The following is a 20936-nucleotide window of genomic DNA, read 5'->3' on the forward strand; positions in this document are numbered from 1 at the left end:
GTTGACAGTTGACAGTTGACAGTTGACAGTTGACAGTGATTGTAGGGTGCTTCAGGGTTGAATGTCTTGAGTATAAATTAATATTTTTTGCCCTGACGCACCCTACGATTAGTTACTTTTTCACCCACATTGACAGTTTCAATCAACTATTTTGATGAAAAACCCGGTTTCTCGCCACCCGTGCATAAGTCCTACTTAGTTAAAGCAATACATTTCCTCTTCCCTCTTCCTTCTAATTAGGGCAGCCAAAAATCGGGAATAACAGCTTTAGTCAAACTGCGAGCAAACTGATTAATCTGTCTGCCGATTTGAATGTGCGGTTCGTCAGCCTCCACCGGAATAATTGTCGCTTTGTTGCCGATTCCGAAACGCGAAACTACGAAATTTGCCGCCTCCAAACCAGTAACATAAGCCTTTTCCTGCGACCAAGAACCGTGACGGGTCACAACCCAATCGCCGCTCATAAATACATTATCATAACTTGTGACCGCAGGCAACAAATACTGATAACTTCCCGGTGCAAAATGCGTCACCGCGCGCGATAAACGAATCGCGCTGCTGTCGATTACTTTAGCCTCCCGAAAAGCCGGAATACAAGTCGCCAAATCCCGCTGAACAAGAGCAACTATTTCCTCATCTTTCAGGGGAATTAATTGATTGGCATGATAAAAATCAGCTTCCACAACTGTTCCCGGTTCGGAGCGGAATTCGTCGTGCAAAGCATTCAAATCAAAAAACGTCCATCCCGTAGTCGAACTAAATCCAAAACAGGCATTTGAAGGCAGCGGAATCTCAATTTTTCTGTCAAACCACAGGCGAACAGCTAACACGTCAACAGCGCCCAAGTTCATCACGTCCCGAAACTCTTGGCGGGTTTGCAAAGCGGGGCTGCTGCTGATAATTTTTTGCATTCCGGTAACGCCAACTGCAAAAATAACTGCATCTGCATCGAAGGTTTCGTCGCCGCAGACAACTCCCTTGGCTTGATTGTTGCTGTCAACTATGACATCAGTAACTCGCCGTTTTGTCAATACTTGGGCGCCGATTTTTTCTAGGCGTTCTACCCAGGGACGAAAGATTTTTTCTCCGACAGTGCCGCGACACCAAACTACATCAAAATCTGCTTGGTGTGCTAAAATGAAATAATACAGCATTCCCAAAGCTGCGGCGGCTGAACACTGTTCTCCTGGTGCAAATAATCCTACTAATAACATCGGCTCAAAAGCATCGCGGTACAGCCTTGCAGATACGCCAAACTGTTTGAACAATTCGCGGGCTGTAACGCGATCGTACCGCTGCCAAGCTTCGTCGGAATTGTCGAAATCTAGTACGGCATAGAGTAAGGGTAAGGCTGAAAGGCGATCGACTAATGGCAGTCTTTTAAATCGCGTGTACAAGAATGTTCCTAACGGTGTGGGAAGTCTGGGTTCGTCCTGAAAAATGGGAGATTCAACTTCCAATCCGGCGGGGGAATACTGACAAGAACGAGTCCAAGGCGTGAAGGGATCGAGTCCTAATTCCTTGACTAATGAAAAGATGTTTTTGTAGGGATACCAGAAGCCGTGAATGCCTGCTTCTACGGAACGCCCGCCTGGGGTTTTCCACCCCGCAACTAAGCCTCCTGGCTGAGGCCCTGCTTCTAACAAAGTTACGTCATATCCTTGTTGGGCTAGGTGATAGGTGGCGCCTAAACCGGCCCATCCGGCACCGACTACGACTATTTTTGGGGTTGGCGATTCTGCTGACATTGCGTACCTCTTGATTCTTTATTTATGATGACATAATTGATAAAATAAAGCGAGATATAACCTTTCTCAGAAAGATGAGGTACTCATGGGCATTGGCCAAACAGGGCATTGGCCAAACAGGGCATTGGCCAAACAGGGCATTGGGCATTGGGGATACCTCACTTTTTTGAGAACCGCTATATAGCTTCACTAATTTAGATGAGGTCTGTCTGGTAATCGGGAATTGGTCGCGCTTGACTAAGCTCATTTTATAAGCGCCATATGAACTCGATTATCAGAAGGTTAGACGAGGTTTTTTTACCAGAAAGAATTGGTTGAAAGGCTCTCGCCGATCGGGAGAAATTAAAATCAGACTATTGATTACTCCAATCCTCTTCCTTCTAAATAGAGGTCGCTCTCAAACTGTCAACTATCAACTGTCAACTGTCAACTGTTGAAGGCGATAGCTGTTATATTAAAACGTTAAGGTTGGTTTTTTCGGCGAATTAAGATTAGAGTAAAATACACAAACAGAACGGGTTGTCAATATGCAATTGATTAATTATTTGACTGCTGTTTTTGGGGTGATTTGGCAGAATAGCATTTTTCACTGGGCGGCGCTAATTTTGCTGTGCGCGGCTGTTTGGGGCGAGTACACTTCTGTGAAGCAGTACCAGCGTTATGTGGGCGCGAAAAGCCGATCGACTTTTGAGGCTGTCAACTATTTGAGCTCGAAGTTAGAAAAGGGTATGTCAGGGGCGATCGATCTACAGCAACCGGAAACAGCAACAGACTCTTGGAAACTTCTCCTCGACTGGTTTAGCGAGCACTTGGCGGGCGACACAATCGCAGACGGCGAGGCTTACAGGGCTCAGGTAAAATCCGGGCGGTTTCTCTTATTTCAGTATCCGGCCATTTTAGGGCGATCGGCACCTCGGAGTCAGTGGCGGTTTGTGCCCAGCGTCTTAGTAGCCCTCGGGGTTTTAGGTACATTTTACGGCATTCAAACCGGATTGCAGGATGTTAACTTGGGTTCGCTGGAAGATACCAAACAATTGCTACCCTCGATTAGCACGTTGCTGGAGGGGATGAAAACAGCGTTTTCCACTTCTCTAATGGGTTTGGGTTCTTCTAGCGTATTTACGATCGTGTTGGCTTGGGGCGATCGCGCGCGCGTTGCTAATCAATCCAATTTGCGCGCCAAATTAGATAAAATCGCGAAATTACAAACCCCCGAACAACTGTTTTCCCGCGCCAATTCCAGCGGTGGCGATGCTGAAAGTGCGATCGAATTGGCGATCGAGACAATGAGAACCGGATTTGCTCAAATCGTCGAGGCGCAAAGCAATGTGAACTCCCAGGCGATCGGACAGCAAATCGGTGTAGCAATGACCCCAGTTTTCCAAGACATCCGCCAAGAATTATCAGCACTTCAACAGATTAAATCAGACCAAGGGGAACAGATATTAAACAACCTACTTTCCGGCCTCCGCACCGAAGTAATTGAACCCGTAGTTGGGCGATTAGATCAAAGTGCTCAGTTAACTCAAGAAGCATCCGAAGCTGTCAGAGAACTGAAGAACGAATTAGGCGGAATCTCTTCTAGTTTAGCACAATCTATCCTAACAATTCAAACTTTCCAGCAAGATACATTAGTACAGTTGCAAGAATTTGCCAACAACTTGCAGCAAATTTTAGGACAGTTTCAAACCGACACCCACAGCGTTTTGCAAGAAATGGCCACCGAAATACGATCGGGAGTTGGAGAAAGCATTGAAGGGATGAAAGCGCAAAGAACAGCCTTTCAAGAAAGCGCCCAAGAAGCCGCCAACACCTTTAGAGGAATCCAAGATAACTTGCAAGAATCTCTCCACACTCAAGCCGAACAAGAAAGAGAAATGCTGCAAGGCGTAGAAACCCGGATGACAAATATTTTAAATGCCACCCACTCCGCTTTTCAAACTCAGTCTGACACGCTCAAAGTAGTAGGCGACGAAGCTTCGGGATTGATGGATAAAGCCAGAGAAAATCTGGTAGGTAGCTTGCAGAATGTTGACTCAATGCTGCAAAACACCCGCGTCACAGTCCAGGAAGAATTAGACAACTTCAGAGTAACGTATCAAGCCTCTCTCCAGCAATTTTTTACCCAACAAAACAATTTATTAGAAGGAACATTAGGCAAACAGCAAAAAGGTTTAGCACAGGTTGTACTCGGCTTGCAGAAAGTTTTTCAAGAAGAATCAGAAAAACGCAAATTGATGTCGCAGCAAGTTGACCAAAGTATGAGCCAAATTTTGACAACAGCCGCAGAAGTCAGTCAGTTTGCTAATTCTGTAGGCTTTAATTCCAGCCAGCGTTTGGCACAGTTGCAGGAATTAGCAAAGATAACCGGACAAGAAGTGCTGCGGGTAGAAAGCGTTTATGAAAAAATGGCAAATCAGTTCAATACAGAAGGAGAAAGATTGCAAACTACCTATACAAATTTGGTGAATCAATTAAATGCAGCTTTGCAAGCAGAACAAGAACAAGTGCGGCGGGTAGAAAGTGCCTATCAAAACATGACAAATCAGTTCGATCGCGCGCTGGAGTTGGGCAACAATCAATTAGTTGGCTATTTGGAAAGAACTACTTCATCGCAGCACAAGTTTTTTGAAGAAGCAGATACTTCGATGGCGAAAGTGTGCAGTGGGTTGCAAGAAAGTTCCGACGGTTTGATGCAGGTTGCTCATTATTTGGTGGCTGCTGCTGATAATTTGGGAACAAAGAAACCCTAGGGTGGGTTTTACGATAACCGAGAAACACGCAGATATAAAGGTGTTCAAAAAGATAAGGTAAGTTGTTGGGCTTCAGCCCTCTTATCTAAAAGGTACGTTGTTGGGCTTCAGCCCTCTTATCTAAAAGGTACGTTGTTGGGCTTCAGCCCTCTTATCTAAAAGGTACGTTGTTGGGCTTCAGCCCTATACGTTTAAAGGTACGTTGTTGGGCTTCAGCCCTCTTATCTAAAAGGTACGTTGTTGGGCTTCAGCCCTATACGCTTAAAGGTACGTTGTTGGGCTTCAGCCCTCTTAACTTAGTGGCTATATAAGCTGTCAGTCATACCTCACTTTTTTGATAACCCCTATAATAAACCCGCCCTCCATAGTTGCAATCGCTTGATATTCTGCAATCAAGCATCTTTCACCATCCAAACTAACAAGCTGAGAATATGCTCGACAGGGGGCAGCGGATAGTCGGTTAGGTCGATCGTTATTATCTGTCCCTCCAGCTTCAAAAACCGCCATTGCGTGCCGCTGGTAACGCAACCGTAGACAGCCCCAAGCAGTTGCTCTTTTGCCCGATTAAATTGTTCTACAGCCAGCATTTCTGCAATGCACTGTCCCAGCCCAGATTTCAGGTCAGATTTTTTCGCCTCAACCACAACAATTGCTGGCGCTTCCACCGTCAGTTGTTCGGGAGAACGGCTAATTAGGAAATCACAAACTCCGTTAAGTCCAACACTCGGATCGACATTGAATTCTTCGCCAGAAAACACACTAATTTGACGGTTGAGAATGCGTCGCACTTCCAGCAGGACAGGATTTATAATGACTTCAGAGCGAGCCTTTTCGGTATCTACAGCGATCGCCCAAGGTACATCCTCTAAAATTGCCAATAACTTAGAACTAGGGGCGATCGGCTCAACAGAGTCCGGGAAAAATCTGCTTCCCTCAACAATCGTCAGGTGAAAATCTCGCTTCACCTTGTCAATACTAAACTGACTGTAGAGCATAATATTTTCTTGTTGTTTTATTCTAGAGTGTAATGTAAAATAGCAGAATATATCAAAAGTTCCACACCAATAATTATATGTCAAATATGACAGTAAAAAATCAAAATTAATACCTCACCAAAAAAATGAGAAATATATCAGATTTAGACAATGCACCGGAAATAGAAGAAGAGGAAGACTCCAGCGTACTGCTATCGATCGGCGATTTAATGTCCGGCTTGCTGATGTTGTTCGCCCTCCTGTTCATCACCGTGCAAATTCAACTTAGCGAAAAGGCGAAAATGCTCGATGAGAAAATCCTTCAGGTGGAAAAACTGCGGCAGGAATTGCAGCAATATCAAAAGGCTTTTGAAGGACTGCCGCAGATTATTGTCAATGCTTTAGAGGGAAAAGTTGGAGACAAAGATATTTTTACTGTTGACCCCGGAACCGGAGATGTCAGCATTCGCGATCGCATTTTGTTTGATAATAACAGTTCCGTCCTCAAACCCGAAGGTAAAAAGTTTTTGCAAGCCTTCATTCCCATCTATACCCAAGTGCTTTTTGCAAACAAACAGTTTGAAAAACAAATTTCTCGCGTTGTCATCGAAGGACATACCAGTTCCGCAGGTTCCGATTCCAAAAATCTGGAACTGAGTTTGCGTAGGGCTTTAGCTGTTTCTAATTATATGTTTTCCAATGAGGTTAATTTTCCTAAAAAAGCCGAATTGCAGCAAAAAGTATTAGTTTCTGGACGGGGAGAATTAGATGCGAATCCGACTCAAAATGCAGCGGGCGATCGCAAAGTCGTTTTCCGCTTCCAATTCCGCCGCGAAAACTTGAATGTTGACGTAAACCGCCAGTTACCATCACCCGAAAGCAAAAGCCCGAATTCTACCCCTAGATAAATGCTGCGGCTTGACGAAGAATTTCACAGGTGGTACCCGCCACGTGATTTATCCGTGGAATCAATCCCAAATCTAAAATCGAAAATCCTCTCTTCCCCCGAATTTATCCGTGGGGTTAATCTAAAATCTAAAATCTAAAATCTAAAATCGATTGACCTGCGGATTTGATATAAAATGTGTGGAATTATTAGTCCTATACGCACGGGTAGCCAAACACCCTGATGAAATCGCTCTTTCCCAATCGAACATCGAACAGCGAACATAGAAAACTGTATAACCTGTTGCTGCTATTATTTCCCGCCAGCGCATGGCTGAGCGTTTTCTTCGTTCTGCCGGTGCTAATTGTACTATTGTACAGTTTCTTAGAGCGCGGTACCTACGGCGGGATTACTTGGGTATTTACTCTCAGCAACTACCAGCGTTTGTTTAGCTGGGTTTTTTTAGGGGTAATTGGTCGATCGCTCTTTTTGGCTTTTTTGACAACCGCGGCTTGTTTGTTAGTCGGGTATCCCCTAGCATTTTTCATCGCCACCCGTCCTCCCCGCTGGCGAAATGCCTTGCTTTTGCTGATAATTATTCCATTTTGGACTAACTTTCTAGTGAGAACCTACGCCTGGATCATTCTGCTGCGGAGCGAAGGAGTAGTGAACATAGCCCTGCAAAACCTGCAAATAATTACCGAACCGTTAAACTTGCTGTTTACGCCTTTCGCTGTGGCGATCGGTCTGATTTACGGCTATTTACCTTTCATGGTTCTGCCTTTATATTCTAGCATAGAACGCTTCAATTTTTCATTAGTTGAAGCAGCTCAAGATTTAGGAGCAAATGATATTCGCACTTTTTGGCGCGTATTTTTACCGCTGACAACTCGCGGCATTGTTGCGGGTTCTATCCTCGTGTTTGTTCCCGCAGTCGGCGCTTTCATTACACCCGATATATTGGGCGGGTCGAAAACAATTATGGTGGGAAATTTGATTCAAAATCAGTTTATGAAATCCCGCGATTGGCCTTTTGGTTCGGCGCTTTCTATGCTGTTGACGGTAATAATATTAGTTCCTGTTTTAATTTACTTCCGCGTCTCCGACGAAACGGAATAAGTGGTGTGTACTGCGCGCCTTACATTTAGGTTAAGATGAGCTAATGACCAATGACTATTGACCAATGACTATTGACCAATGACTGCTGTTCGCGAGGACGCTCGCACTAATGACTATTGACTAATGACTAAAATAAAACTAGATTTATTTGTTCGGGCGATCGCCAAAAAGTGGCTTTGGGTACAAGCTGCACTAGCATTTGCCTTTCTCTACTTGCCAATTCTCATCTTAATTATTTACTCGTTTAACAGCTCCAAATTTAACGCAGTTTGGCGCGGTTTTACCCTCGATTGGTACGGCAGCTTGTTTAGCAATGCAGGCGCGACTCTTGCTACCAGCAGCAGTGCCGGAATTTTGCCAGCACTTAGCAATAGCTTGCTAATTGCAGCTATTTCGACAGCTTTAGCGACTATTTTCGGTACCATGCTCGCGCTAGCGCTTGAACGCTTTCATTTTCCGGGACGCAAAGCAGTAGAAGCTTTACTATTTTTGCCGATTATTATGCCCGAAATTACGATCGGCATTTCGCTGCTAGTTTTCTTTACCCTAGCATTTCGGATCGTAGAAAATCTCACCGGAATCCGCCTCAATCTCGGCTTACCTACAGTAATTATCGGTCACGTTGTCTTTAATATTTCATTCGTAACGATTACCGTCAGGGCGCGTTTGGCGGAACTCGATCCTCAATTAGAACAAGCAGCCTTTGACTTGGGTGCTAACGAATGGCGGACTTTTTGGCGGATTACTCTCCCTCTAATTTTGCCAGCTATTTTCAGCGCAGCACTGCTGGCTTTTACTTTGTCGCTGGACGATTTTGTCGTGACATTCTTTACCACCGGTGTCGGTTCGATGACGCTGCCGCTATTGGTTTACGGCATGATAAAATTTGCAGTGACGCCAGCAATTAATGCCATCTCAACTTTGATGTTGCTAGCTTCTTTATTGCTGGTTGTATCCTCGCTAAGAGTTAAAAGAAGTTAAAAAACTTGCTTTGTATGTCATAATTAATTTTGCCTACAACTAACAAAACCCATGAAACGCCTGCTGACTTTCTTACTTTTGTTTGTGATGAGTGCAACGGTGGTTTTCGGATGCAGCCGCACAGGCAGCAACCAGCAAGTCCTCAGCATTTACAATTATGCAACTTATATCGCTCCCGAAGCGATCGCCCAATTCGAGAAAGAGAACAATGTAAAAATTCAATACGACACTTTCGAGAACAGCGACGCACTCTACGCCAAACTCAAACAGGGAAATCCCGGTTATGATGTCATATTTCCCGCCGATTACATGGTCAGAATCATGGCAGCCGAGAATATACTTGAACCGCTAGATCCTGCAAAAATTGTTAACAAAAATAATCTCGATTCAAAATGGCTAAACCAAACATTTGACCCTGGCAATAAATATTCATTGCCCTATCAGTGGGGAACAATGGGAATTGGCTACAACATCAAAGCAACCAAGGACGAGATTAACAGTTGGGGGGCGATGTTCGATCCTAAATATACGGGAAAAATAGCATGGCAAGATGATGCCCGATACACTTTTGCAGTGGTTTTAATGTATTTAGGATTTGACCCAAATACAACTAATCCCGAAGAAATTAACAAAGCCCGCGACTTGCTGATTAAAAATAAAAATATCATTGCCGCTTTTGTCCCCGACACTGGTCAAACTCTGCTCGATCAAGGAGAAGTCAACCTGACAATGGAATGGAGCGGCGATATTTTTCAGGTGATGAAAGAGAATCCAAATCTCCGCTACGCTATTCCCAAAGAAGGAACAATTGTCTTTTCTGACAACATGGCAATTCCCAAAGGTGCACCGCACAAAGAGTTAGCTGAGAAATTTATTAACTTTATTTTGCAGCCAGAAGTAGGTGCGACAATATCTAATTTTACCCACTATGGCTCGCCGAATAAAGCAGCAATAGACAAAGGTTTAATTGACCCGAAAGATTTGAAAAATCCCCAAATTTATCCACCGGCTGAAATTTTTGGTAAGATGAAATTCTTGCAGGATGTCGGGAAAGCAACCGCATTGTACGATCGAGCTTCGACGGAAGTTAAAGCAGGAGCAGGAAAGTAAGCATTGGTGTCAACTTAAGGTCAAACTTAACTGGTTCCAAGGAAGAGCATGGTAACGAGTAGAAAGCGAGTAACTAACTAACTGTAGGGTGCGTCAGGGGAAAAATTATTGAGTATCTCGTCACAATATTCAGCCCTGACGCACCCTACAATAACTACTACGATAGATAAGAATGCACGCCGTCGAAATTTTAGACATTTCCAAAGTATTTAAAAGTGCCAGCAGTCAAGATTTCTTGGCTGTAGACAATATCAACCTGCAAATTAAAGATCGCGAATTCTTTTCTTTGCTCGGCCCTTCCGGCTGCGGCAAAACTACAACTTTGCGAATGATTGCGGGTTTTGAAATGCCCACAGCGGGCGAAATTTACATTCACGGCCAACCGATGCGGCATCGCCCGCCATTTCACCGCCCCGTGAATACGGTATTTCAAAATTATGCTTTATTTCCGCACATGACAGTAGCACAAAATGCTGCATTTGGCTTAGAAATGGAGAATTTGCCTCCCCAAACAATTCACGATCGCGTGGTGGCAGCTTTAGCATTAGTACAGTTAACCGATGTAGAAAAACGCTATCCCCGCCAACTCTCAGGAGGGCAGCAGCAGCGAGTAGCGTTGGCGAGGGCGTTGGTTAAAGAGCCTTCTGTTTTGCTGTTGGATGAACCCTTAGGGGCCCTGGATTTGAAGTTGCGTAAAGAGATGCAATTAGAATTAAAAAAAATGCAGCGACAATTGGGAATTACGTTTATTTATGTAACTCACGATCAGGAAGAAGCGCTCACCATGTCGGACAGAATTGCTGTGATGGAGGGAGGAAAACTGCAACAAGTCGGGACGCCTGTTGAGATTTATGAATATCCTAAAACGCGGTTTGTGGCTGATTTTATTGGGGACAGCAATTTTTTGACCGGGCGAGTAGTAGAAAAGCAACAGGGTAAAATAATCGTGTTGGTTGATCAGCAGTTGCCCGTGTTAGTTGCAACATCAGAAGATTTGCCCGCTGGGAAAGTTGTTACCCTGGTGTTGCGGCCGGAAAAAGCCACTATTTATCCGGCTAATTATGATGCTGAGCATAGCTGGCCGGGAGTAGTTGAAGAGGCGATTTATATTGGCACTGACACGCGCTATACGGTGCGCCTGACTGCTAAAAGCTCGATCGCCCTTCGCCGACAAAACTTGCACAGAGATGACTTGCAGCGGCACAAAATTGGCGACAGCGTTCGAGTCGCCGTGCCGCCGGAAAGTATCTGTATTTTATAGCGACAGGAAGAAGGAAGACACGACACAGATTTGCACACGAATGCACGTATATTCTCAGTAACAGTGCGGTGCTCTTATGGGCATAGGGCATAGGGCATAGGGCATTGGACTGGAACCCGTGTACTTCACCACTACAGGCAATAACATCTTCTACGCTGGCGATCGCAAATCCATCAAAACCTTACTAATTGGATTGCCATTCTATTTCAGAGGTGCGTTACTCGCAGGCTAAATGGAACTTCTCCCTATGGGGGAAGTTCCGATTAACAAGAGTCAAAAAATCATCCATCGAAGATGTCGATTTAGTGAATCGGAGTTGAAAGCCTCCGCGCTTTTAGCCCGAAGGTAAAAACAAGAGAAAAACTCTTGTAGTTATGCACAACAAATTCCCAAACTAGCCAACTTTTAAGGTGGGGGAATTTCCGGCGAGGGGGAAGGCACCGGAATTTCCGGAGGAGTTGTTGATTCTGGCGACGGCGCGGGAATCTCCGCAGGACTCGATTCTGGGGAGGGCGAGGGACTCTCGGCACCGGGCGAGGGACTCTCGGCACCGGGCGAGGGACTCTCGGCACCGGGCGAGGGAATATCCGCAGGAGTTGGGGCGGTAGTTTCCGGCGGTGGCGGCAGTTGTTCGGGATCGGGGTTCTGGTTTTGGAGGCTCCGCACCCACAAACCTAAGCCCGCGAAGACTAGCATCAGCACCAACAGTCCCAGCAGCGGCCCCAAACGCTTCGGCTTCTGTTTTTCAACTGGTTCCGAGGCGGAGGCCGTTTCGGGGTACAGCAACTGTTTCGACGATTCAGAAAGTTGAGATTCTGGCATCCTCCCCGTTTTTTGGAGGGATACCGAGCCTGACACCGAGGGTGACATGGGTAGCGACACCGAGGGTGACATGGGTAGCGATATCGACGGCGACGCCGACGGTGCCGACGCCGTATCGAACAGTACGACTCTCTCCGGTGACATCCGACAGTAAGTCACCACTACAGAGGTGTTGTCGTAACCATTTTTCTCGTTGGCGAGGCGAACCCAAGACTGAGCAGCGGCTTCCAAGGACATTTTGCCCTCAAGTACCTCTGGGCCGTAATTCTGCCAAGATTGCTCTACCCAGTCGTTATCGCTCAAACCGTCGGAACACAGCAGCAGCAAGCCTTCCTCTTCGACAATAAATCGTTGAATCGTCGGGCGCAGAAAATCGCCGTCCCGCGTCCCCAAAGCTTGAGTGAGGGCTCCGGCATCCGATCGCAATTGAGTCTCCCAGTATAAACTGTGTCCTAGGTGCACTTCCCTAGACGCTACATCGTCGTCCACAGTTAGCCGCTGACAGTAATTGTTGCCAATCCAATAGGCGCGGCTGTCTCCAACATTGACCAAATAAAGTTCGTGACTGTTATTCGCGGGTACATCCTGAGAAACTTTCACTTTTTGAGGCAACTGGAGGGCCATCACCAAAGTGGTTCCCATGCGCTCCCGCAACTCTTTTCCTTGCTCGTTATTTTGAGCGGAAATCACATTATTCACAACTTTCACTATTTCTTCGAGTTGTTTGATGACCATTGCTGGCGCCATCAACTCTTCTTGTTCGGCGATTTCGGCGAGCAAATTTTGGATTAAAGCTTTCAGCGATTGCACGGCTAACTGACTGGCAACTTCTCCTCCTTCGTGGCCTCCAACCCCGTCGCAAACCATTGTCAAGTAAGGAATTAGTTTGTCATTTCCGGCACTTTTTATCGATTGAAAATCAGCAGCAGTCGGATAGCAACTATCTTCATTTTGGGAGCGCTGCGGCCCGGTATCGGTGATGCCGACTACTTCTAAATGCAGGGGCAATTTAGCAGCTTGTTCTAATAGTAAATCGTTAAGTTCCAGGGCGATCGCATCTAAGTTCATGCTGCTGCGGCGCATAAACAGACAAATCTCTCCGAGTTTCGACTGTACCTCAGGCTGCGCCGAGTCCACCAAACCAGACCACACATCTCCCAAATCCTTCAGCGTCGGTACAAAATTACCTCGATGCAGTTCCACCAGACGCACCCGCCAACCTTCCACGCGCAAATTTTCCGGTACCAGCAAACTCGCAGCGACTCCTTGTTCGGAAAGCGGCGCCCACAGTTGGAGCATTTGCCACAGCCAGTAAACTTGGCGCGTGGCACTTGTCTGAGCCCAAGCTTGTAGAATAGAAGGATACAGGCTACCGAAATTATTGACCGGCACATTTTCCAACAACAGCACCTCTGTGGCTTCTGCTGCTTCCCCGAGCGAACAAAAGCCGTATACTTCGGGCGTATGCAGCCGCTGGGGATACAAATGCAGGTAAGGCATAATTCTATCCGGCAGTTGTTCGGGGACGCTAGGAGGAATAGACGGACGGCTGTCGAGCCAGATTTGGGGTGCAATGACAAAATATCGATCGGCGATTATCTTACCCGCCGGCACTTCCTCGACTGTGGGGCCCACCGCCCACAAATAGCGATAAATTAAATCGGTTTCGCAAGCTGCACACTTCTGGCTGCCAAAGCTATTGCCGGGATCGGAACAGCTCAGATTCGGGCAATAAATCGGTTCGGAGAAACTACTGATCATATCGAAATAGTTTGTGTAAAAACATTCTGAAGATATATGATTGCCACGCTCAAATTCAGGAACTTGAGAATAAACTGATTTTAGCCCCTATCAATTTCTTAACTGCCTTTGGGGCACGAGAAATTGTAGTTGCTGCCGGTGGACACCGGCTAAAATTGTAATTTAAGTTACTAAAATCTGACTTTGAGTACAATGGAAGCCTCAACCTGGTACCGCGATGTGAACAATCGCGATCGGGCTAGCAAGTCATAAAGCCTTGCAGAGTCAGTCGTTGGCAATTCTTAAATCTCAAATTTCAAATCTAAGATATTTCATAGTATCACCAATTCTTTTTATGTTCTGGACTCCCACGCTCCTTTGGTTGCTAGTTGGGGCTTTGCTCTGTTTGGCAGAGCTATTTCTCCCCACTGCTTTTGTTGCTTTTATCCTGGGACTGAGTGCCTTCGCCGTCGCTGGATGCTCTCTAGTTTTACCTTACGTTAATTTACAAATATTCCTGTGGATGGTATTTTCGACAGTTTTTGTGCTGCTGTCCCGGCGATTGATACCAAAAGGCAAGGCATGGGCGATCGCAGATTCTGACGAAGCTAAAACTTTAACAGAAATTCTCCCAGGAGAATCGGGGCGAGTGATTTATGAGGGGAATTCTTGGCAAGCTCGCTGCGAAGACACTTCTACCGCTATCCCCCCCAACCAAAACGTGATAGTCGTCGGCAGGAAAGGCACTACTCTGATAGTTTTACCAGAACATTTGCTGCATTCTTAAAAAAGATGTGGAATTGGGAATTAGAAATTGGTAGTTGGGCATAGGGCATAGGGCATTGGGCATTGGGCATTGGGCATTGGGCATTGGGAATTGGGAATTGGGAATTGGGCATTGGGCATTGGGAATTGGCACTAACAAATAACCAATAACAAATAACCAATAACAAATAACCAACAGTCAATATTTAACAGTCAAGATTTATAGGAGGCGACCGTGGAACAATTGTTTTTACTCGTATTTTTAGCACTGGGCGGCTCAGCGATCGCAGGTTCCGTCAAGATTATCAATCAGGGAAATGAAGCGCTGGTGGAAACTTTAGGAAAATACAGCGGCAAGAAACTCGAACCTGGTTTGAATTTTGTCACACCGTTTCTCGATCGCGTCGTTTACGAACAAACAATTAGGGAAAAAGTCTTAGACATTCCCCCGCAAGCTTGTATCACGCGCGATAATGTTTCTTTCACCGTGGATGCTGTAGTTTACTGGCGGATTGTGGACTTGGAAAAAGCCTGTTACAAAGTCGAAAATCTTCAGTCAGCAATGGTGAATATGGTGCTGACTCAAATTCGCGCCGAAATGGGTCAACTCGACCTCGAACAAACGTTTACAGCCCGTTCTCAAATTAATGAAATCTTGCTCAGAGATTTAGATATTGTGACCGATCCTTGGGGAGTGAAAGTAACGCGGGTGGAATTGCGCGATATTATCCCTTCTAAAACTGTACAGGAATCGATGGAATTGCAGATGGCAGCCGATCGCCGAAAACGAGCGGCAATTCTGACATCCGAGGGCGAACGCGAGTCAGCAGTTAACAGCGCCAAAGGTAAAGCCGAAGCGCAGGTTTTGGATGCGGAAGCGCGGCAAAAAGCGACTATTTTGGAGGCGGAAGCTCAACAAAAGGCGATCGTGCTGAGAGCGCAAGCAGAACGCCAAAGTCAGGTTTTGAAAGCTCAAGCTACTTCTGAGGCTTTACAAATTATCGGTAAAACTCTACAAAATGACCCCAAGTCCCGCGAAGCTTTACAGTTTTTGTTAGCTCAAAACTATCTGGATATGGGATTAAAAATTGGCAGCAGCGATAGCAGCAAGGTGATGTTTATGGATCCGCGCAGTATCCCGGCTACGATGGAAGGATTGCGATCGATTGTTGGGGAAGGTAATAGTAATGAGGTGAAAAAATAGAAAGAAAGAGACGGCGATTGAAATCGCTTCTACACAAACGATGTCCGCCTCCGCGGACTAAGAATTAATTCAACCCGCGGAGGCGGGTTTCGTCTTTATAGCAGCGATTTCAATCGCCGAGTAAGTATCTTCTTCCTTCTTCCTTCTTCCTTCTTCCTTCTTCCTTCTTCCCTAAGATTCTTGAGCGAGAGTACATCGATCGCACAATCCAAAAAATTCCAAAGTATGATAATAAATTTTGAAAGAATGAGATTGTTGTAATTGGCTTTCTAGGTGGTGTACGGGGCATTCGTCGATCGTAATAGACGCACCGCATTCGAGACAAGTAAGGTGATGTTGGTCTTGGTGGGCGGCACCGTAGAGAGATTCGCCACTAGCAAGCGTTCTGACTTGCACGAAGCCCTCCCGCTTTAAACCGTCGAGGGAGCGGTAAACTGTTGCTAAGCCCATGCTGTGGTCGCTGTTACGCAGTTCTAGGTAGATATCTTGCGCTGAGAGCGATCGATTCAAGTGCTTGAGCAAGTGTAAAATACGCTCCTGACTGCGGGTGCGGTTGGTTCTCATAATTTTTTTGTCTAATCGGCTGGAATCAAATCTATCGCTGTTTCTAGGCTAGCTTAATTCGGGGCAGCAAAGGGCGATCGGCTTCCCGCCCGCGTTGTAGAATGAGGTGGCCGTAAATTTCGCATCACCTACACATTGCTGTGACTCAAAAATATTTTGCCCAAATCTATGTTACCCTCCGCCCTTCGGTTTTAGACCCGGCCGGTACTGCCGTACAGTCTGGTTTGCAACACATGGGATACGACAATGTTGAGCGCGTGCGGATCGGGAAGTACGTTGAATTGACGCTGACTGCTGCGGATGAGTCGGAGGCGCGCGAACAACTCGATCGCGTTTGCGACCAACTTTTGGCCAATCCAGTGATTGAAAACTATCGCGTTGAGTTGACTGAAATTCCTGTTGCTGTCGAGACAGCAGGGGTATAAAAATGAAATTTGGAGTTATTGTTTTTCCGGGTTCAAATTGCGATCGCGATGTGGTGTGGGTAACTCAAGGGTTGCTGCACCAACCGACGCGGATGATTTGGCACGAAGATACCGATATTTCGGATATTGACATCATTGTAGTTCCCGGTGGTTTCAGTTATGGAGATTATTTGCGGTGCGGCGCGATCGCCCGTTTTTCTCCAGCGATGCAAGCGACTGCCGAACACGCGAAACAAGGAAAGCTTGTACTCGGCATCTGCAATGGTTTTCAGGTGCTGACTGAAGCTGGTTTGCTCCCCGGTGCTCTGGTGCGGAATGCGGGATTGCATTTTATTTGCGATCGCGCTTCCTTGAAAGTCGAACGCGGTAATACGCCGTGGACTTCGGCTTATACTTCGGGTGAAATCATCGATTTGCCGATCGCCCACGGGGAGGGCAATTATTATGCTGATGCGGATACTTTGGCAGAGTTAGAAGAACACGATCAAGTGTTGTTTCGCTACTGTACAAGTACCGGAGAAATTAGCGCTGCTGGTAATCCGAATGGTTCGTTAAATAATATCGCAGGCATTTGTAATCGCCAGGGCAATGTGTTAGGAATGATGCCACATCCTGAGAGGGCATCCGATCCAATGTTGGGCGAAACTGATGGAGTAAAATTGTTTCAAGGGTTGCTGATGGCAACAGTTGCTGCTGTTTTATAGTTGATATTTGCAATATTCTTGTAGGGGCGGGTTCACCGATCGTAATCGCCCCAACTCGACTATCTCAAAAACCCGCCCCAACCCAACGAACAATCATCACCAACATTTAAAATTCAATGCAAATTTGAGGTTAATTTGGGTTATTGGTGGGGTGCGGGCGGGTTTATTTAGATTGTTTGTTGTCGTTAGATATTGTTGGCGAACCCGCACCTACAAGATTTTATGTTCTATAATAACAAATCAATGGGATTTGATATTCTTCATAAATATTTTTTATGTCCTTAGTTAATTTAGCCAACACCAAAGCTCGGCTACTCGGCTGTAGCGCCGTATACCTCGTCGGCCAGTCTCTCTCCACCGCCCTCAGCACCTCCGGCCCCGCAGCAACTATGGCAGCAGGTATACTCGGCGGCCCGACAGGAGTGTTGGCGGCTAGTGTTTTAGCAACTATTGTTACTGGTGTTGTCGGTAATATCACGGCGGGCGAATGCGGTAACAAGTTGGCGCAGCGAATCGGAAAAAATGCGGATATTCTTAAAAATGGCGATTTGACTGCGGCGGCTGGAGAAGCTATCAGCCGTCTGCTTCAAAAGAGTATTCCTGAATCTGAGGAATTTAAGGTGATTGCTGAACGAAATCATCTGCGTCATGCTAAGGCTGATTTTCAACACTTAGCTAAGAAAACAGTCGCTTACTGGGAGACAATTGATGCCCAAACCGATGGTAATACAACTCCTTTGAATTTTTCTGATTCGCAACTTGCCAAGATTTTTTCACCGGATCTCAATCAATTTGTGGAAGTTACGGGATTGTCGGTGCAAGATTGGCAAGATTTTTTGACGGTTTTTGCGGCGAAGGAAAATAAAACTTTGCATCCTGAATTGATTGGATATGCGGCGGCGCAACTCCACCAGTTTTTCCCGAAGGCGTTTTGCGAAGTGCTGAAACAAGATGCACAGACTGGCGGCAGACAATTTGCGGGAATGCAGTTGATTTTGCATCGGGAAGCTGTGGCCCAATTGCAAAATTTGGGGCTGCAAAATGGCGAAATTTTGCAAAAATTGCAGGCTTTGGCGACGCGGGAGCAAATTTGCCAAGTGATGGCGAAATTGGAAGTTATCGAAACTGTCCGGGATGAGTTGGCAGAAGTTCGGGCATTGTTGGAAAGATATATCGATCCTACTGCGCCGAGTTTGCCGATTCCTGTTAAGTCTGAGACGATTATTCAGGACAGAATTAAAGACTTTACCGGTCGAAAATTTGTGTTTCAAGCAATTAATGAGTTTCTGAAGACAAAGCAAAAAGGCTATTTTGTGTTGGAGGCGGAACCGGGTGTTGGGAAAAGCGCGATTATGGCGGCCTGTGTGGTGATGTTGAAGCGCCGCTGCATTACTCATTTCAACTCGCAACCGGACGGGATTGTCAGCGCTGAAACTTTTCTGAAAAATGCTTGCACTCAGTTGATTGAAGGTTTTGGTCTTAAAGATAAGTATCCGCGACTGCCGGAAAATGCCCTGAAAAGCAACATTTTTCTATGCGATTTGCTGAAGGAAGTTAGCGCTAAGTCTAGCAGGGACAAAAAAATAATTTTTGTGGTGGATGCGCTGGATGAAGTTGATTGGAAGGCTCAAATTAGGAACAGTAATGTTTCGTATTTGCCTAATGATTTGCCGGATAACGTCTATTTTATTGTCTCGAAGCGGCCGGAATTTCTGACAATGCCGACAGCTAACAAGACGGTTTTTGATTTGATGAAATACAGTGCTGAAAGTCTGGAAGATGTCAAGGCTTATCTGGCAAAACGCACAGAGAGAAGCGAGTTAATTCAGGATTGGATTAAGAGTCGAAATTTGCAGCGGGAACAGTTTGTGACGGCGGTAGCCCAAAAAAGCGAAAAGAAATTTATCTACCTCCGCCACGTACTTGATGAGATTGAAGGCGGCACGTACAATGATGTGAATTTAAACGATTTGCCAGCGGGTTTGGAGGAATATTATCAAAAACACTGGGGACAGATGATGGGACGGGAAGACGATCCTCTGCTGGAATTGAAAATTAAGATTATCTACGTGCTGTCGAAAGCTCACGAGGCTGTTTCTCGCCGCTGGATTGCCAAATCGGTGCGCGAGACGGAGTTTAATGTACAGCAGGTACTAAAGAAATGGGATTCTTTTTTGCGAAAGGAACAGGTAAGCGGGGAAATTCGCTACAACATTTATCACAACACCTTTCGCGAGTTTCTGGAAAAAGATGAAACTGTGCAATCTGCTGGGGTGAATGTGGAAGAACTTAACCGCCAAAGTATTAATAACAGGTTGGAAGGAGCGCCGATATGAGCAAGTTAGGTGTGTGGTTGGCGCAGGAGTGTCAGGAAGATCGGGAATATTTTTTGAAATATCAACCCAGGGATTTCGTTCAGGAGTTCAAGGATTTCAATCGTTATTATGTTTGGTTGACTGATTTCGGTTTTATTGAGATGAAACTGGAATTTTTGGGAGTACAAGCGCTAATTGATGATTACGATTTGGCGAGAAATTCTGATGTGTTGTTGTCGCCGGAGCAAACTCAAACGCTGAAGTTGATTCAAGGGGCAATTCGGAAGTCGGCGCATATTTTGGAGAGGGATAAAACGCAACTGGTTGAGCATTTGTGGGGGAGGTTGCTGGATTTTGAAATGCCTGAGATTCAAAGGTTGCTGGAACAGGCAAAGCAGTCGAAAGAGAGTGTTTGGTTGCGGCCTTTGAAGGCTAATTTAGAGCGGGCAAATGAAGGGGCATTGCGGACGCTTGTCGGTCATAGTAGCGATGTAACAGCAGTGGCGATCGCACCAGACGGCCTCACGGCGATTTCCGCTTCATGGGATAAAACCCTGAAAATCTGGGACACCGAGACAGCCCGAGAACTCAAAACACTCATCGGTCATAGTGGTGCAGTACGAGCAGTGGCGATCGCACCGGACGGCAAAACCGCGATTTCCGCTTCAGAGGATAAAACCCTGAAAATCTGGGACACGGAAAGCGGCACCGAAGTTAGAACTCTGATCGGTCATACTGACTGGGTAAAAGCAGTGGCGATCACACCCGATGGCAAAACAGCGATTTCGGCTTCATTTGATAAAACCCTAAAAATCTGGAACACAGACAGTGGCACGGAACTGAGAACTCTGATCGGTCATACTAACTGGGTAAGGGCAGTGGCGATCGCACCGGACGGCAAAACCGTGATTTCAGCTTCAGAGGATTGCACTCTAAAAATCTGGGACACAGACAGTGGCACGGAACTGAGAACTTTAACAGGTCATACTGACTGGGTATCAGCAGTAGCTATTACCCCCAACGGGAAACGAGCGATTTCAGCTTCAGCGGATTGCACTCTAAAAATTTGGGACATACACAGCGGTACCGAACTCAGAACTCTAACAGGCCATACTTCTTATGTAAGAGCGGTCGAGATCGCCGACGACGGCAAAACAGCCATTTCAGCTTCAGAGGATTACACTTTAAAAATCTGGGACACAGAAAGCGGTACAGAACTTAGAACCGTCACCGGTCATACTAGCAGCGTAAGTGCAGTGGCGATCCCACCAGACGGTCAAACCGCGATTTCCGCTTCATTTGATAAAACCCTGAAAATCTGGGACACGGAGACAGACACCGAACTTAGAACCGTCACCGGTCATACTAGCAGCGTAAGTGCAGTGGCGATCGCACCAGACGGCCAAACTACGATTTCCGCTTCATCGGATAACACCCTGAAAATCTGGGACACGGAGACAGGGAACGAACTTAGAACCGTCACCGGTCATACTAGCAGCGTAAGTGCAGTGGCGATCGCACCAGACGGCAAAACCGCGATTTCCGCTTCATATGATCAAACCCTG

16 protein-coding genes are annotated in these 20936 nt (G+C 46.1%); 12 read left to right on the forward strand and 4 right to left on the reverse strand.

Annotation, left to right across the window (positions count from 1 at the left end):
• Positions 1-236: 236 nt before the first annotated feature.
• Positions 237-1748: an FAD-dependent oxidoreductase gene (locus JGK16_RS21090; protein ID WP_293192354.1), complete on the reverse strand. Its 1512-nt coding sequence runs from the start codon at positions 1746-1748 to the stop codon at positions 237-239.
• 527 nt (positions 1749-2275) lie between these two features.
• Between JGK16_RS21090 and JGK16_RS21095 the strand changes: the two genes are divergently transcribed.
• A complete protein-coding gene (locus tag JGK16_RS21095; protein ID WP_293192352.1) occupies positions 2276-4501 on the forward strand; it encodes a hypothetical protein in 2226 nt (741 codons plus the stop codon).
• A 392-nt stretch (positions 4502-4893) separates the two neighbouring features.
• Here JGK16_RS21095 and JGK16_RS21100 read toward each other — a convergent pair whose 3' ends face one another.
• Positions 4894-5496, reverse strand: coding sequence for a hypothetical protein (locus JGK16_RS21100; RefSeq protein WP_293178300.1), 603 nt, complete (start codon positions 5494-5496; stop codon positions 4894-4896).
• A 125-nt stretch (positions 5497-5621) separates the two neighbouring features.
• Here JGK16_RS21100 and JGK16_RS21105 point away from each other — a divergent pair, with 125 nt between their 5' ends.
• From JGK16_RS21105 to JGK16_RS21125, 5 genes are all read left to right on the forward strand, one after another.
• The gene (locus tag JGK16_RS21105) at positions 5622-6383 is read left to right on the forward strand and encodes an OmpA family protein (protein WP_293178297.1); all 762 of its coding nucleotides are present in this window, start codon (positions 5622-5624) and stop codon (positions 6381-6383) included.
• 221 nt (positions 6384-6604) lie between these two features.
• Positions 6605-7480, forward strand: a complete 876-nt coding sequence (locus tag JGK16_RS21110; RefSeq protein ID WP_293178294.1) for an ABC transporter permease — start codon at positions 6605-6607, stop codon at positions 7478-7480.
• Between the two features lie 123 nt (positions 7481-7603).
• Entirely contained in the window at positions 7604-8461 is an 858-nt protein-coding gene (locus JGK16_RS21115) for an ABC transporter permease (RefSeq protein WP_293178291.1), read from the forward strand.
• A 51-nt stretch (positions 8462-8512) separates the two neighbouring features.
• Entirely contained in the window at positions 8513-9571 is a 1059-nt protein-coding gene (locus JGK16_RS21120; RefSeq protein ID WP_293178288.1) for a spermidine/putrescine ABC transporter substrate-binding protein, read from the forward strand.
• A gap of 172 nt (positions 9572-9743) precedes the next feature.
• On the forward strand, positions 9744-10832 hold the full coding sequence (locus JGK16_RS21125) for an ABC transporter ATP-binding protein (protein ID WP_293178285.1): 1089 nt from the start codon (positions 9744-9746) through the stop codon (positions 10830-10832).
• Positions 10833-11237: 405 nt separating this feature from the next.
• On the opposite strand, the gene JGK16_RS21130 is transcribed toward JGK16_RS21125, so the two are convergent.
• On the reverse strand, positions 11238-13415 hold the full coding sequence (locus tag JGK16_RS21130; RefSeq protein ID WP_293178282.1) for a protein phosphatase 2C domain-containing protein: 2178 nt from the start codon (positions 13413-13415) through the stop codon (positions 11238-11240).
• 334 nt (positions 13416-13749) lie between these two features.
• Here JGK16_RS21130 and JGK16_RS21135 point away from each other — a divergent pair, with 334 nt between their 5' ends.
• Together JGK16_RS21135 and JGK16_RS21140 are read left to right on the forward strand one after the other, a co-directional pair.
• Entirely contained in the window at positions 13750-14181 is a 432-nt protein-coding gene (locus JGK16_RS21135) for an NfeD family protein (protein ID WP_293178279.1), read from the forward strand.
• 213 nt (positions 14182-14394) lie between these two features.
• Entirely contained in the window at positions 14395-15363 is a 969-nt protein-coding gene (locus tag JGK16_RS21140) for an SPFH domain-containing protein (protein WP_293178273.1), read from the forward strand.
• Between the two features lie 171 nt (positions 15364-15534).
• Here the strand turns inward: JGK16_RS21140 and JGK16_RS21145 are convergent, their stop codons facing one another.
• Positions 15535-15927 (reverse strand): Fur family transcriptional regulator, encoded by a 393-nt coding sequence (locus JGK16_RS21145; protein WP_293143880.1) that lies wholly within the window; start codon positions 15925-15927, stop codon positions 15535-15537.
• A 140-nt stretch (positions 15928-16067) separates the two neighbouring features.
• On the opposite strand from JGK16_RS21145, the gene purS reads away from it, so the two are divergent.
• From purS to JGK16_RS21165, 4 genes are all read left to right on the forward strand, one after another.
• Positions 16068-16352 carry a phosphoribosylformylglycinamidine synthase subunit PurS gene (gene purS / locus JGK16_RS21150; RefSeq protein WP_293178270.1) on the forward strand — a complete coding sequence of 95 codons (285 nt, stop codon included), beginning with the start codon at positions 16068-16070 and terminating at the stop codon, positions 16350-16352.
• 2 nt (positions 16353-16354) lie between these two features.
• Positions 16355-17056 (forward strand): phosphoribosylformylglycinamidine synthase subunit PurQ, encoded by a 702-nt coding sequence (gene purQ / locus JGK16_RS21155; RefSeq protein WP_293178265.1) that lies wholly within the window; start codon positions 16355-16357, stop codon positions 17054-17056.
• Positions 17057-17331: 275 nt separating this feature from the next.
• Entirely contained in the window at positions 17332-19392 is a 2061-nt protein-coding gene (locus tag JGK16_RS21160; protein ID WP_293192349.1) for an ATP-binding protein, read from the forward strand.
• Positions 19389-20936: WD40 repeat domain-containing protein (locus tag JGK16_RS21165; protein WP_293192347.1), on the forward strand; the 1548-nt coding region annotated here is incomplete at its 3' end. The genes JGK16_RS21160 and JGK16_RS21165, both read left to right, overlap by 4 nt.

The organism is Microcoleus sp. PH2017_09_SFU_O_A, assembly GCF_020738625.1.
Classification (GTDB): domain Bacteria; phylum Cyanobacteriota; class Cyanobacteriia; order Cyanobacteriales; family Microcoleaceae; genus Microcoleus.

What these genes read in the sequence shown, in the direction of transcription:
- JGK16_RS21090 (WP_293192354.1), bottom strand. Translation starts at nt 1,748, where the DNA reads ATGTCAGCAGAATCGCCAACCCCAAAAATAGTCGTAGTCGGTGCCGGA.
- JGK16_RS21095 (WP_293192352.1), top strand. Translation starts at nt 2,276, where the DNA reads ATGCAATTGATTAATTATTTGACTGCTGTTTTTGGGGTGATTTGGCAG.
- JGK16_RS21100 (WP_293178300.1), bottom strand. Translation starts at nt 5,496, where the DNA reads ATGCTCTACAGTCAGTTTAGTATTGACAAGGTGAAGCGAGATTTTCAC.
- JGK16_RS21105 (WP_293178297.1), top strand. Translation starts at nt 5,622, where the DNA reads ATGAGAAATATATCAGATTTAGACAATGCACCGGAAATAGAAGAAGAG.
- JGK16_RS21110 (WP_293178294.1), top strand. Translation starts at nt 6,605, where the DNA reads ATGAAATCGCTCTTTCCCAATCGAACATCGAACAGCGAACATAGAAAA.
- JGK16_RS21115 (WP_293178291.1), top strand. Translation starts at nt 7,604, where the DNA reads ATGACTAAAATAAAACTAGATTTATTTGTTCGGGCGATCGCCAAAAAG.
- JGK16_RS21120 (WP_293178288.1), top strand. Translation starts at nt 8,513, where the DNA reads ATGAAACGCCTGCTGACTTTCTTACTTTTGTTTGTGATGAGTGCAACG.
- JGK16_RS21125 (WP_293178285.1), top strand. Translation starts at nt 9,744, where the DNA reads ATGCACGCCGTCGAAATTTTAGACATTTCCAAAGTATTTAAAAGTGCC.
- JGK16_RS21130 (WP_293178282.1), bottom strand. Translation starts at nt 13,415, where the DNA reads ATGATCAGTAGTTTCTCCGAACCGATTTATTGCCCGAATCTGAGCTGT.
- JGK16_RS21135 (WP_293178279.1), top strand. Translation starts at nt 13,750, where the DNA reads ATGTTCTGGACTCCCACGCTCCTTTGGTTGCTAGTTGGGGCTTTGCTC.
- JGK16_RS21145 (WP_293143880.1), bottom strand. Translation starts at nt 15,927, where the DNA reads ATGAGAACCAACCGCACCCGCAGTCAGGAGCGTATTTTACACTTGCTC.
- purQ (WP_293178265.1), top strand. Translation starts at nt 16,355, where the DNA reads ATGAAATTTGGAGTTATTGTTTTTCCGGGTTCAAATTGCGATCGCGAT.
- JGK16_RS21160 (WP_293192349.1), top strand. Translation starts at nt 17,332, where the DNA reads ATGTCCTTAGTTAATTTAGCCAACACCAAAGCTCGGCTACTCGGCTGT.